This window comes from Patulibacter ginsengiterrae (assembly GCF_056269115.1).
The window spans coordinates 111,168-123,501 of record NZ_JBWDOG010000002.1 but is presented as its reverse complement, the minus strand read 5'-3'; the positions used below and the strand labels follow the sequence as shown (position 1 = coordinate 123,501).

Below are 12,334 nucleotides of genomic sequence, written 5' to 3'. Positions count from 1 at the left end.
GGCCGCCGGCTTCCGGAGTCATTCTGCCCCGCATGGCGACGCGAGATGACTCCACCTCGTGACGGCCGACGCAGAGTGACTCCACCACCCGCCCTCGCCCGCCCGTCGTCGTCCCGTCCCGCTTCCAGCCGCCCCCGGTCTCCCCCTCTCGGCCGCCCTCGTCCCCCGCGCCCGATCCGCCCCGCTCAGCGGCGACCGTCGGTCGACCGCGCCGGGCGGCGGCGGGCGTCGCCGGCGACCATGCTGCCGTCGCGCACCACCCGCAGTCCGGACGGGTCGATCCGCAGCAGGCGCTCGTTCTCCGGGGTCAACGGAAGCCGCTCGTAGGCCTCGAAGGTGATCGTCGTCCCCACCGAGCCGTCGGCGGCGTTCCGGCCCCCGCGGCCCCGTCGCGCCGGGCCATCGTCGTAGCGGATCCGCACCGGCTCGTAGGTCGTCGCATCGACCAGGTACTCGATGGGGAACGAGGCGCCGGCGAAGGTCCCGTCGGCCGTGCCACGCATGAACGTCCCGTGGGCGCCGTCCCCCGGCCGCGGCCGGTAGACCAGCCGCAGGAGCCGACGGCCGCCCAGCTCCCGCTCCCCGGCGGCCTCGACCAGGCCGTTGTCGAGCATCCGCTCGATCGTGCGGACCGGGTCACTCCCGAGCGGGCCCGAGCCCGTCATCGCGCTGACGGTCAACCGATGCTCGGCCAGGACCGATGCCAGCCGGCCGGGAACGACGGCCACCCGCAACTCCCCGTTCTCCGGGCTCGTCGATCGGAACCGGCGACCGGCGTAGTCCTCCTCATAGACCGGTGCCGCCTCGGCGTCCGTGAAGCCCTCGACGACCTGCCGCCTGATCCGGAATCGGAGAGGATCGTCGACGCTCCAGCGCTCGCCGCGGATCACCACCCTGCTGACCCGCCGGTGCCCGCCGCCGAGGGCCCGGTCCGGACGGCCACCGCGGCGGAGGTGCTGCTCGTAGCGCGTCGCGACGTGCAGGATCTCCCCGTTGGTCGCCAGCGCGGCACGGGCCCGAGCGACGACGTCAAGCCCGCCCGGGCCCCGGCCGACCAGGCCGACCGCCCCCAGCGCCGCCGCGAGCACCATCACCGTGACCGCCAGGATGGCGCCCAGCTGCCCTCGGCGACGGCCACCGCGAGCGGCGCGACCGGTCGCGGCCGCACGGGGATTCCCTGGTGACGACGCAGGACGGCCGGCTCGCGGCGGAGTCGGCCGGGCGCTTTCCGTGCCGATCGCGTCCAACCGCTCCAGCAGTGGGGCGATCGACGGCAGGGCCACGGGCTCGGCGGCGGGATCAGCATCACGCAACCGCGCGAACGGATCGTGCTGCTCGTGTTCGGAGGTCATGCGCGGTTCCCCTCGTCGGTGGTACGGAAGGCCGGCGGCAGCTCGTGCCCCTGCTCGGCGAGCGCTTGCACGAAGCGCTTGCGGGCCCGGTGCAGCCGCACGTGGAAGGTCGCCCGCGAGCAACCGGCCGCTCGCGCTGCGCGCGCCGGGTCCAGCTCCTCCCAGGCCACCAGCAGCAGCACCTCGCGGTCGATCGGGCGGAGCGCGGCGAGCGCCTGCAGGACCCCCGAATCGCCGTCGTCGTCGCCGGCCGGCTCGTCGGAGGCGACGACCTCCCACTCCCGCTCGCGGATCAGGCGGTCGCCGACGGCGAGCTGGCGCCGTTCGCTGCGACGCTGGTTGCGAAGCACGTGCCCGGCGACGGCGTAGAGCCACGGCAGCGCGTCGACGGGCACCGCATCCCGCCGGCGCCACGCGACCAGGAACGTCTCGGCCAGCACGTCCTGGGCGCTCTGGAGGTCGTCGGTCCGGCGACGGCCGTAGGAGAGGACGGCGCCGGCGTGGCGCCGGTAGAGGTCCTCGAACCACTCGCGACTCGCCGTCGGCGCCACGGAGGTCTCCGGGACGACCCCGCTGGCGGAGACGGACGACGAGCCGTCGTCGCGCCGGACGGCGATCGCTGGGCGGGTGGCGGGCACACCTCTATCTGTCCGGCTCCCGCCCAGGCTTACCGGCGGCGGCGATCTCGGCTCGCCGCCCCACCGCGCGACTCAGACGGCCGGCGGCAGCTCGATCGTCGACTTGAGGCCGAGGTCGCCCAGCTGCTTCGCGTCGACCGGGGCCGGGGCCCCCGTCAGCGGGTCGCCGCCGGAGGCGGTCTTCGGGAACGCGATCACGTCGCGCAGCGAGTCCTTGTGGGCGCAGAGCGCGGCGAGCCGGTCGATCCCGAAGGCGATCCCGCCGTGCGGCGGAGCGCCGGCCTTGAGCCCGTCGAGCAGGAAGCCGAACTGCTCCTGGGCGTCCTCGGGCGTGAACCCGAGCAGGTCGAGGACCGCGCGCTGCTGCTCGACCCGGTTGATGCGGATCGAGCCGCCACCGACCTCCCAGCCGTTGACGACCAGGTCGTAGGCGCGGCTGTGGAGGGCACCCGGGCCGTGCTCGCCACCCTCGCCGTAGGCCCCGCCCGGAGCGAGGTCCTCGGCGGTGACCGCTCCCCCGCCCGGCGCGCACGGCTGGGTGAAGGGATGGTGGACGGCGTCCCAGCGGGAGCCGTCGCTCGAGCGCTCGAACGACGGGAAGTCGACGATCCAGAGCACGTCGTTGCGGTTCTCGCGCAGGTCGAAGCGATCGGCCAGCTCCAGCCGCAGCGTGCCGAGCACGTTGGCCGCCGTCGGGGCCTTGTCGGCGACGATCAGCAGCAGGTCGCCGGGCGACGCCGAGAGCGTCGTCTTGATCGCCTCGATCTCCTCGGGCGTGAGGAACTTCGCGATCGGCGAGCGCCACGAGCCGTCGGGCTCGACGAAGCCCCAGACCAGCCCGCCGGCGCCGGCCTTCTTGGCGATCTCGGTCAGCTCGTCGAGCTGCTTGCGGGGAACGGTCAGGCCACCCGCGTTGATCCCGCGGACCACGCCGCCGGAGGCGAGCGTGCCCGCGAAGACCTTGAACTCGGTCGTGCTCAGGGCCGCGGACAGCTCCTGGATCTCGAGCCCGAAGCGCCGGTCGGGGCGGTCGTTGCCGTAGCGCAGCAGCGCCTCGTCGTAGCCCATCCGCTCCCAGGCCGGGGCGGCGACCTCGAGCCCGCCGGCCACGAACGCGCGGGCCATCACGCGCTCGAAGGTCCCGATCACGTCGTCCTCGTCGACGAAGCTCAGCTCGGCATCGAGCTGGGTGAACTCGGGCTGACGGTCGGCGCGCAGGTCCTCGTCGCGGAAGCAGCGCACGATCTGGTAATAGCGCTCGAAGCCGGCGACCATGAACAGCTGCTTGAAGAGCTGCGGCGACTGCGGCAGCGCGTAGAACGAGCCGGCCTGGAGTCGCGACGGGACCAGGAAGTCGCGCGCGCCCTCGGGCGTCGAGCGGGTCAGGTACGGCGTCTCGATGTCGAGGAAGCCCTCCTCCTCCATCGCGTCGCGGATCTCGCGGACGATCCGGCTGCGGAGCAGGATCGCGTCGCGGGTGCCCTCGCGGCGGAGGTCGATCACGCGGTTGCGCAGGCGGGTCAGCTCGTCGAGCGGGCCGTCCTCGTCGACGGCGAAGGCGGGGGTCTCGGCCTCGGCGAGGGTGTCGAGCGTGGCGCACCGCAGCTCGACCGTGCCGGTGCGCATCTTCGGGTTGACGTGCTCGGCGCCGCGGCCGGTCAGCTCGCCCTCGACCGAGATCACGTGCTCGCTGCGCAGGCGCTCGGCGGCGGCGAACGCCTCCGGGCCGCAGGTGTCGGGGTCGAAGACGACCTGCAGCAGGCCGGAGCGGTCGCGCAGGTCGACGAAGATCAGGCCGCCGTGGTCACGCCGGCGATGGACCCAGCCGGCTACACGCAGCGTCTCGCCGACCTGGTCGTCACCGAGCAGACCGGCCCAGGTCGAGCGGAAGCGGTTGGCGTGGACCGGAGCGGCGCCGACGGTGTCGCGGACGAGCTCCGCGATCCGGGCATTGCGCGCGTCGGAGACGGAGGTAGAGGACACGGTCGGCTCCGAGGCAGTCATGCCCAGCACGGTACCGGCCGCCCGCCGATCTCCGCGGTCCGGGCCGTCACCCGTCCGTACGCGCTGGACGACCAGCCCCGGAGTCGGCGCAGCCGGCCCCGGCCGACGGGCGGGAGAGCCCGCCCGCGACGGCCCTCGTGGGGCCGCCGCCGGCCCTCAGCCGCTGATCGCGGCCAGGGCCTCGGCGACCGTGGCGACCGTGCGGCGATCGCCGCCCTGCTCGACCCGGATCTCGTCCCCGTCGAGGACCACGATCGCGCGGGCGTCGGCCCGCGAGGCGCGGCGCAGCTGGCCCTTGAGTCCGCGTCCCGGCGCCTGGTCGAGGCGCGCGGCCAGACCCTCGCGGGCGGCAGCGTCGACGAGCCCGAAGGCGGCCCGCCGCTGACCCTCGGTCCAGACCACGTAGAGGTCGCACGGCGGGGCGAGGCTCTCGTCCCCGTCACCATCGGCGGTCGCCTGGGCGAGCAGCAGCCGCTCGATCCCCGCGCCCCAGCCGAAGCCGGGCGTCGCCGGACCCCCGATCAGGTCGATCAGGCCGTCGTAGCGACCGCCGCCGCCGACACCCGACTGGGCGCCGAGCGCGTCGGAGGTGAACTCGAACAGCGTCCGCGAGTAGTAGTCGAGACCGCGGACCAGCGTCGGGTCGATCTCGTAGGCGACCCCGGCCTCGTCGAGCAGGGCCCGGACCTCGGCGAAGTGCGCGGCGTCGTCCTCCGGCAGGTGGTCGAGCAGCAGCGGCGCGCCGGCCATGACCTCCTGCGTGCCGGGGTGGTCGCTGTCGAACGCCCGCAGCGGGTTGAGGTCGATCCGCTCGCGGACCTCCTCCGACAGCTGCTCCTCGTGCTCCCGGAGGTAGGCGACGAGCAGCTCGCGGTAGCCCTCGCGACCGGCGACGCTGCCGAGCGAGCCGAGCCGCAGCCGCAGGCCGGGCACGCCCAGCTCGTCGAGGATCCGGGCCAGCAGCACGATCCCCTCGGCGTCGACCGAAGGATCGTCGCTGCCGAGCGACTCGATCCCCAGCTGTGAGAACTGCCGCTGACGGCCGGCCTGGACCCGCTCGTAGCGGAAGAACGGGCCCGAGTACCAGAGCTTGACCGGCTGCGGCAGCTTGTGCATGCCGTGCTGGAGGTACGCGCGGGCGACGCCGGCGGTGCCCTCCGGACGCAGGGTCAGGCTGCGCTCGCCGCGGTCCTCGAAGGTGTACATCTCCTTCTGGACCACGTCGGTCGAGCTGCCGACGCCACGGGCGAAGAGGTCGGTCGACTCGAAGGTCGGGGTCTCGATCCGGCGGTAGCCGGCGCCCTCGAGGATCCGGCGGGCCACGTCCTCGATCCGCTGCCGGCGAGCGGACTCGTCGGGGAGGATGTCGTAGGTACCGCGCGGCGCCTGGAGCGCGCGTCGCTCGCCGCTCACGCGGCTCCCGGCCCGTTGGCCAGGATCTCCAGCACGAACGGGTTCGAACGCCGCTCCTGGCCGAGGGTGGTGACGCCCATGTGCCCGGGGCAGACGGTGATCGCGTCGTCGAACCGCTCCAGCAACGTCGCGATCGAGCGCATCAGCGTCGCGTGGTCGGCGCCCGGCAGGTCGGTCCGGCCGACCGAGCCCTGGAAGAGCACGTCGCCGGAGAACAGCGCGCCCTCGTCGGGCAGCGCGTAGGTGACGTGGTCCGGGCTGTGGCCCGGGGTCGCGACGACCTGGAAGTCGAAGCCGGCCAGCGAGACGACGTCGCCACCCTTGACCAGGTGCTCGGGGTCGTAGCCGCGGAAGGGCCCGAAGCCCTCCCAGCGCATCACGGCGTTCGGGTCGCGCAGGGTCTCGACCTCGCCCGCCGGGCACCAGACCTCGGCTCCGGTCGCGTCGTGGAGGTCCGCCACCGCGCCGATGTGGTCGAAGTGGGTATGCGTGATCAGGATCCCGACGAGCGTCAGGCCGTGCTCCTCGATCGCGGCGAGCAGCTTCGGGGCCTCTTCGCCGGGATCGACGATCACGGCCTCGGTGCCGCCCTTGCGGCTGACCAGGAAGGTGTTCTCCTGGATCATGCCGACGGTGTACATGCGGACGTCCATCGGAATCCTCCTCGCGCGGGGGCTAGGGCCGCTTGCCCTTGGCGGGCGGTTGCGTGCCGGTCAGCTTGGCCATCCGGCGACGCCACAGGAAGCGGTCGAAGTAGAAGCCGAAGGGGGTGTAGATCCCCAGCAGCACCACCGAGGTCAGGACGACGCCGATCGGGTTGCCCTTCATCATCGTGACCATCACGAGCGCGAAGATGCCGGCCGCGAACAGCGCCCGGATGAACGCCGAGCGCCAGGTCGGCTCGCGCAGACGCGGGTCGTTCCGGCCCCTCTCGGGCGCCTTGCCGTTCTTCGCTGAACTGCTGCGGGAGCTGGTGACACCGCGGGATTCGATCATCCCGGCGGCGTTGCCGCGGTGCTTGGTGCGGCGCTTCGTCGGTCGTGCCATAGGCACATAGAGGGTAGCCCACCGTCTCCGCCCACCTCGGCCCCTGCCCGGGGTGGGTCCCCGGCGCTCGGCGGGGCCGACCCGCTGGGCGCGGCCGTGCGGGGCCCGAGCTCACGCTCGCGTACTCTGGCGGAGATGTCCCGCCACCGCCTCGGACTCGTCCTGACCGGGGGGACGGTCGGATCCACCAGCCTCGCCGACGCGGAGATCGTCCGGCTCGTCCGGGGGTCGAACGCGAGCGCGATGCCCGGCTGGCTGTCCGGCCCACTCGCGGCCTTCGGCGCGCACCAGCTCTACGTCGAGCGGCCGGTCGAGCTGCACTCCGAGGAGGCCCGCCCCGAGGACTGGCAGCGGATCGGCGACGCCTGCCGGCGGCTCGTCGCCCGCGGTGCCGAGGCGATCTGCATCCTCCACGGCTCCGACACGATGGCCTACTCGGCCGCCGCGCTCGCCTACTCGCTGGCCGACCTCGAGGTGCCGATCGCCCTGACCGGCAGCAACCTGCCGCCGGACGATCCCGAAAGCGACGCCCGCAACAACGTCCAGTCGGCGCTGATCGCACTGCGGACGCTCCAGCCCGGCACCTACCTCGTCTTCGCCGGGAGCGCCGACGCCGACGCACTCGTCCATCTCGGTACCCGCGTGCGCAAGGAACGGGCCTCGGGCCAGGCGTTCGTCTCCCCCAACGGCGGACCGGTCGCCGTCGTCGAGGCGGGCCGGTTGCGGCAGCTGGTGCCGTGGCCGTTGCCGCAGCCGATCGGGCCGGTCCCGACCCGGACCGCGTTCGACCCCCGCGTGCTCGAGCTGCGGGTCCACCCCGGTCTGCCGTTCGCCGCGCTCGAGGCCGCGATCGTGGCCGGGGGCCTGCTCGGGGTCGTCGCCGAGCTGTACCCCTGCGCGACCGGCCCGACCGGCGACGACGACGCGTCGCTGTCGCGCTTCGCCCGCTTCGTGACCGCTCGCGGCGGCGTCGTCGTCGCCACGGTCGCGGCTGCCCCCGAGGTCGCCGGCTCGTACTACCCGTCGCTGCCGGTCCTGACCGCCGCGGGGATCACCTTCCTGCCCGGCGTCCTCAGCCACGCGGCGACGGTCAAGCTGATGTGGGCGCTGGCGGTCACCGGCGGCCAGCCGGAGCGGACCCGGGCGCTGATGCGCCGGGCGGTGGCGGGCGAGATCGCCCTGGTCGGCCGCCGCCCGCCGCGGCGCGGCGCGCTCAACCGGACCTAGACCGGCTCCTAGGCCGGGCCGCGTCCTACCCGTCGGCGCCGAGCGCTGCTTCCAGCGTTCGGCGCCGGCGGACCGGCAGCGCCGACGGGAAGCCCTCGAACGCCTCCGCGGGGGGCAGCCCGACGACCTCGGTCGCGGCGATGTCGGCGTGGCGGGCGACGGCGGCGACCAGGGTCGCGAGCGCGACGGCCCGGTGGTCCTCGACGTTGCAGGAGACCTGGGCGACCGGGGCCCCGGTGGCGATTCCGTCGGGGTGCTCCAGCGCCAGGCCGATCGCCCGGACCCCGGCCAGACCCTCCTTCCCGCCTTCGCGCACCAGCTGGGCGATCCGGCGGGCGTCGTCGACGTCGGCCGGGGCCGCCAACTCGATGTTGAAGGCGAGCAACGGCGGACGCGCTCCGACGAGCACCGCCCCCGCGGTCGGGTGCAGCTGCTGCGGCCCGAAGTCGGCATGGAGCTCACCGGAGGCGAGTCGCGCGGCCAGCACCTGGACGCCGCCGCGGCGGAGGTCCGCTCGGGTCTGCCCGCCCCCGAGGTCCCCGTAGAGGAAGACCGGCAGGCCGAGCCTCCCGAGCAGCTCCCCGGCGACCAGCGCCTCGAGGCTCGCGACCCCGCGCCGCTCCGGGTCGAGGAAGACGACCGGGCAGACGTCGAGCGCCCCGACGTGCGGGTGGATCCCTCGCGGACGGCGGAGGTCGATCCGGGCGATCGTCTCCTCCGCCCCCGCGGCCAGCGCCGGCGCCAGCTCGCCGGGGCGGCCGGCGAGGGTGTGGACCGACCGGTGGTGGTCGGGGTCGCTGTGAGTGTCGAGCAGACGTGCGCCGCCGCGGACGTAGGCCGCACCGATCGCGTCGACCGCCGCCCGGTCGCGGCCTTCGCTGACGTTCGGGACCGCGATCAGGATCGGGACGTCGGCGACGTGCTCCAGCGGTGGGCCGGTGGTGGCGGCGCTCGGTGCTGCGGTCCGCCCCGCCCGCCGGGCGGCGGCGTCGACCGGCCGGGGAGTGGGCCTCTCGGTCCGGGGCGCGTCGGCGGGATCGGCCATGAGGAGGACGCTAGCCGACGGCCGAGCGCCAACCGGGTGACATGGGTCCCCGCATCGCGGCCCGCCGTCGCCGTCGCTTGGGTCGTTCGGCCCCGCGCCGGACCAGCGACCGTCGCCACCACCCCTCGCGGATCGTTCGGGTTCTCCGAACGATCGCCAACGACCCGCCGGACGAACGTCCTCACGCGCATCCGTCGCCCACTCTTCGGGTTCTTCGAACGATCGCCAACCGACGTGGATCCGGACGCCCGATCGGGCCGGCTCCCGTCGGCCGTTCGCGCCGCATAGGGTGCGGGCATGGCCGACGAGGACGCGACACCGACGGCCGCGGCCGCACCGCTGCCCGGCGATCTCGCCCAGCAGCGGCTCTCGCCCCGCGCGGTCGCCTACTGGCGGATCGAGCTGGCGCTGATCGCGCTCCCGCTCGCCGCCGTGATCACCGCCGTCCTGGCGCTCGGCCCCTTCGGCATCGATGCCGTGACCGCCGGGCTCCGGATCGCGATCGCCGTCGTCGCCTGGGCCGGGGCGATCGGGGCGATCGTCGTCGTGCCCCCGATCCGGCGGCGGATCTGGTGGTACGCGATCGGGGACGAGGAGGTCGACCTCCACCACGGCTTCGTCGTCGTCACCCGGACGGTCGTCCCGATGGTCCGCGTCCAGCACGTCGACCTTCACCGCGGGCCGATCGCCGACCGCCTGCGGCTCGCCGAGATCGAGCTGCACACGGCGGCCGGCTCGCTCAAGATCCCGGCCCTCGACCGCGACGAGGCCGAGCGGATCCGGCTCCAGGTCGCCGAGCTCGCGCGCGTGCCCGATGACCTCTGATCCTGGACCCGCAGCTCCTGAGCCTGAAGATGGCCCCACCGAACCCCGGCATGGGATCACGGAACGGCCTGGGATCACCGAACGCGATCGCGGGACGGCCGAGCGCGTTGTCGCCCTCGGCGAACAGCGGCTGCACCCGGCGTACCTGCTGATCGGGATCGCCAAGCTCGGCCGCGCGCTCTTCCCCGCGATCGTGGCGCTGACGATCGCGCTCTCCAGCCGGATCAGCCTGCCGCTCGCGGTCGCACTGGTCGTCGTGGTGCTCGTCGCGGCGCTCGCCCTGACCGCGAGCGAGTGGTACGTCACCCGCTACTCGGTCGTCGACGGCGCGCTGCATCTCCGGCGGGGGTTGGTCAAGCGCTCGGAGCGGGTGATCCCCGCCTCCCGGATCTCGGCGCTCGACACCAGCCGCGGCCTCGTCCAGCGGATGTTCGGCCTCGTCTCGGTCGAGGTCCAGACCGCCGGCGGCGACAAGAAGGCCGAGATCGAGCTGGAGACCGTGACGTTCGCCGCCGCCGAGCGGCTGCGGGCGGCGGTCGGGCACGCGGCGGCGGTCGCGCCGCCGGTCGACCAGGCGCAGGCCGAGACGGGGATCGCCGGGACCGGCGAAGGTGGCTTCGAGGGCGGTTCCCCCTCATCCCGGGCTCCCGCCGCCCCGCTCGCCACCGGACCGCCTGCGAATTCAGGCGCCGACCCCGACGCGCGGCCTCCCGGTAACGGCGGAGCGTCCACGAACGACGCCGACCGCGCCGGCACCACCGTCTACGCGATCACGCCGCGCGAGCTGTTCGTCGCCGCTCTGACCGGCCCCCAGCTCGGGATCGTCGTGGTCGCCGTCGGCGCGCTCGCCTCGCAGGCCCGCGAGCTCCTCCCCAACCGCTTCGCCCGCCAGGCGGAGGACACGCTCACCGCGGCCGACGCGACCACCGTCGCCGTGCTCGTCGTGGTCGCGCTGCTCGTCGCCGCGATCGTCGCGGTCGCCGGGACCGTGCTCGCCTTCTCCGGGTTCACCGTCGTCCGCGACGAGCAGCGGTTGCGGATCCGGCGCGGCCTGCTGACCGAGCGCACCGGATCGGTGCCGATCGACCGGATCCACGGCGTGCGCGTCGTCGAGGGCCTGCTGCGGCGGCCCCTGGGCTACGCGACGATCCAGGTCGAGGTCGCCGGCTACCGCGACGACGACACCACCCAGCGGACGCTCGTTCCGCTCGTCCACCGCGACCAGGTGCCCGCGCTGCTGGCCCGGATCGTCCCCGAGCTCGCCTGGCCGTCGGAGGCGCTCCAGCGTCCGCCCGCCCGCGCCCGCCGCCGCTACTGGACGCAACCGCTCCTGATCGCGCTGGTGCCCGCCGCCGCGGCCGTGATCTGGCTGCCCGACGGGTGGCGGCTCCTCGCCCTGCTCCCGCTGGCGATCGCCGCGGCCTACGGCGACGCTCGTTGGCGGGGAGCCGGCTGGCACCAGACCGGCGCCACGCTGACCGTCCGCTGGCAGGGCCTCGCCCGCACGACGATGTTGCTGCGCCCCGCGCGGATCCAGCACGCGATGGTCCGGACGACCCCCTTCCAGCGGCGTGCCGGGCTCGCCGCGTTCGACGTCGTGCTCGCGACCGGGCACCACGCAATCGCCCGTCAGCTCGACGTCCAGACGGCCTCGGCCCTCCAGCACGCCGTCATTCGTCGCCGATCGCTAGACTGCAGCGCCCCCGCCGGAGTAGCTCAGTCGGTTAGAGCAGCGGAATCATAATCCGCGTGTCGGGGGTTCGAGTCCCTCCTCCGGCATCCCTGAAAGCCCTGGAATTTCCAGGGCTTTCGTCGTTCTCGGGCCTCCTCGTGCTTCGCGATGGGTTCTCCACCTCCACGGTGGACGACTCCCCGTCGGAGGGTCGCCACCGACCACCCCGCGCCCCTCTGGCACCATGGGCCCGATGGAGCTGAAGCCCGAACCCGTCAACGCGCGCTTCGTCGGCGGACCGCTGGCCGGCGAGACGCACGTGCTCGCCCACAGCCTGCCGTTCGTGCAGGTGCCGGGACCGGACGAGCGGTTCTTCGCGCGGCTGCACGCGATCGCCCCGGACGCCCCGGACCACCTGGTCTACGAGCTGCAGGCCGCCGAGGGCAGCGAGACCCTGGTGTACCGCTGCAAGGACGGCTCGGGCGACGAGGCCTGAACCGCCCCGGCCCCACCGCGTCTCCCCCGCCCGCGACACTAGGTCGCATGAACTCGACGCAGGACGTCCTCGACAAGGCCCGCGAGCACGCCGCGCGGATCAGCGCCGACGCCTACGGCAAGCAGTGGGAGACGCTCGCCGAGGACGAGCGGGAGCAGCACCGGCGGCTCGCCCACCGCTGGTCGGAGTTCCTCAACCTCGAGGCCGCGATCGCCGGCCTCGCCGAGATCGCCACCAAGGTCCCCGTCGTCGGCGAGGACGGGCCGGAGATCCGGACGATCTCCGGCGACGACGCCCAGCAGCGGGCCGCAGCCGCCCTCGCCGCGCTGACCGACGGGCCCGTGGTCTAGCGGCAAGGACCAGGGACGTCGTTCCGGTCGGGGCCGAGCCCGGAGTGCCCGAAGCCCGCCGGGCGACGCGAAGAGCGATGGGAAGAGCGCGGCGCCAGACGCGGCCGGCGGCAACCGGGAACGGCTGCACGGCGGACGGGCCGGACAGGGCTACAGGAGTCAGGATGCGTCGCCCGAGTTGCCCTGGAGTCATTCTGCGTCGCTATCCGACGCAAGATGACTCCAGAGCGCCGAGCCCGACGCATCCTGACTCCAGAAGCCACGG

At 74.1% G+C, this 12,334-nt stretch carries 12 protein-coding genes and 1 tRNA gene; 6 read left to right on the top strand and 7 right to left on the bottom strand.

The annotated features are described in order from the left end of the window. Positions 1-185 precede the first annotated feature (185 nt). From ACVUH9_RS04005 to ACVUH9_RS03980, 6 genes are all read right to left on the bottom strand, one after another. Positions 186-1,352, bottom strand: a complete 1,167-nt coding sequence (locus ACVUH9_RS04005; RefSeq protein WP_475754169.1) for a hypothetical protein — start codon at positions 1,350-1,352, stop codon at positions 186-188. Beyond that, a complete protein-coding gene (locus ACVUH9_RS04000) occupies positions 1,349-1,990 on the bottom strand; it encodes an RNA polymerase sigma factor (RefSeq protein WP_475754167.1) in 642 nt (213 codons plus the stop codon). The genes ACVUH9_RS04005 and ACVUH9_RS04000 overlap by 4 nt, the downstream gene beginning before the upstream one ends. Before the next feature lie 72 nt (positions 1,991-2,062). After that, on the bottom strand, positions 2,063-3,973 hold the full coding sequence (aspS, locus tag ACVUH9_RS03995; RefSeq protein ID WP_475754165.1) for an aspartate--tRNA ligase: 1,911 nt from the start codon (positions 3,971-3,973) through the stop codon (positions 2,063-2,065). A gap of 177 nt (positions 3,974-4,150) precedes the next feature. Beyond that, positions 4,151-5,407: a histidine--tRNA ligase gene (gene hisS, locus ACVUH9_RS03990; protein ID WP_475754163.1), complete on the bottom strand. Its 1,257-nt coding sequence runs from the start codon at positions 5,405-5,407 to the stop codon at positions 4,151-4,153. Next, positions 5,404-6,060 carry an MBL fold metallo-hydrolase gene (locus ACVUH9_RS03985; RefSeq protein WP_475754161.1) on the bottom strand — a complete coding sequence of 219 codons (657 nt, stop codon included), beginning with the start codon at positions 6,058-6,060 and terminating at the stop codon, positions 5,404-5,406. Before ACVUH9_RS03985 ends, hisS begins: the two co-directional genes overlap by 4 nt. Before the next feature lie 22 nt (positions 6,061-6,082). Beyond that, positions 6,083-6,454 (bottom strand): hypothetical protein, encoded by a 372-nt coding sequence (locus ACVUH9_RS03980; protein ID WP_475754159.1) that lies wholly within the window; start codon positions 6,452-6,454, stop codon positions 6,083-6,085. Between the two features lie 135 nt (positions 6,455-6,589). On the opposite strand from ACVUH9_RS03980, the gene ACVUH9_RS03975 reads away from it, so the two are divergent. After that, positions 6,590-7,681 carry an asparaginase domain-containing protein gene (locus tag ACVUH9_RS03975; protein ID WP_475754158.1) on the top strand — a complete coding sequence of 364 codons (1,092 nt, stop codon included), beginning with the start codon at positions 6,590-6,592 and terminating at the stop codon, positions 7,679-7,681. 25 nt (positions 7,682-7,706) lie between these two features. Here the strand turns inward: ACVUH9_RS03975 and ACVUH9_RS03970 are convergent, their stop codons facing one another. Next, positions 7,707-8,726 carry a hypothetical protein gene (locus tag ACVUH9_RS03970; RefSeq protein ID WP_475754156.1) on the bottom strand — a complete coding sequence of 340 codons (1,020 nt, stop codon included), beginning with the start codon at positions 8,724-8,726 and terminating at the stop codon, positions 7,707-7,709. A gap of 297 nt (positions 8,727-9,023) precedes the next feature. Between ACVUH9_RS03970 and ACVUH9_RS03965 the strand changes: the two genes are divergently transcribed. The 5 genes from ACVUH9_RS03965 to ACVUH9_RS03945 all read left to right on the top strand — a co-directional run bounded on the left by ACVUH9_RS03965 (position 9,024) and on the right by ACVUH9_RS03945 (position 12,069). After that, positions 9,024-9,551: a PH domain-containing protein gene (locus ACVUH9_RS03965; protein WP_475754154.1), complete on the top strand. Its 528-nt coding sequence runs from the start codon at positions 9,024-9,026 to the stop codon at positions 9,549-9,551. Then, positions 9,541-11,295, top strand: coding sequence for a PH domain-containing protein (locus tag ACVUH9_RS03960; RefSeq protein ID WP_475755072.1), 1,755 nt, complete (start codon positions 9,541-9,543; stop codon positions 11,293-11,295). The genes ACVUH9_RS03965 and ACVUH9_RS03960 overlap by 11 nt, the downstream gene beginning before the upstream one ends. Then, a tRNA-Met gene (locus ACVUH9_RS03955) sits at positions 11,257-11,330 on the top strand. Before ACVUH9_RS03960 ends, ACVUH9_RS03955 begins: the two co-directional genes overlap by 39 nt. Positions 11,331-11,476: 146 nt before the next feature. Continuing rightward, on the top strand, positions 11,477-11,719 hold the full coding sequence (locus tag ACVUH9_RS03950) for a hypothetical protein (RefSeq protein ID WP_475754152.1): 243 nt from the start codon (positions 11,477-11,479) through the stop codon (positions 11,717-11,719). A 47-nt stretch (positions 11,720-11,766) separates the two neighbouring features. Beyond that, complete coding sequence (locus ACVUH9_RS03945; protein ID WP_475754150.1) at positions 11,767-12,069, top strand: hypothetical protein; 303 nt, start codon at positions 11,767-11,769, stop codon at positions 12,067-12,069. Positions 12,070-12,334: the final 265 nt, after the last annotated feature.

Bases quoted from the DNA above. Each gene is read 5' to 3' on its own strand.
- ACVUH9_RS04005 (WP_475754169.1), bottom strand. From the start codon at position 1,352: ATGACCTCCGAACACGAGCAGCACGATCCGTTCGCGCGGTTGCGTGAT.
- ACVUH9_RS03985 (WP_475754161.1), bottom strand. From the start codon at position 6,060: ATGGACGTCCGCATGTACACCGTCGGCATGATCCAGGAGAACACCTTC.
- ACVUH9_RS03980 (WP_475754159.1), bottom strand. From the start codon at position 6,454: ATGGCACGACCGACGAAGCGCCGCACCAAGCACCGCGGCAACGCCGCC.
- ACVUH9_RS03975 (WP_475754158.1), top strand. From the start codon at position 6,590: ATGTCCCGCCACCGCCTCGGACTCGTCCTGACCGGGGGGACGGTCGGA.
- ACVUH9_RS03970 (WP_475754156.1), bottom strand. From the start codon at position 8,726: ATGGCCGATCCCGCCGACGCGCCCCGGACCGAGAGGCCCACTCCCCGG.
- ACVUH9_RS03965 (WP_475754154.1), top strand. From the start codon at position 9,024: ATGGCCGACGAGGACGCGACACCGACGGCCGCGGCCGCACCGCTGCCC.
- ACVUH9_RS03960 (WP_475755072.1), top strand. From the start codon at position 9,541: ATGACCTCTGATCCTGGACCCGCAGCTCCTGAGCCTGAAGATGGCCCC.
- ACVUH9_RS03950 (WP_475754152.1), top strand. From the start codon at position 11,477: ATGGAGCTGAAGCCCGAACCCGTCAACGCGCGCTTCGTCGGCGGACCG.
- ACVUH9_RS03945 (WP_475754150.1), top strand. From the start codon at position 11,767: ATGAACTCGACGCAGGACGTCCTCGACAAGGCCCGCGAGCACGCCGCG.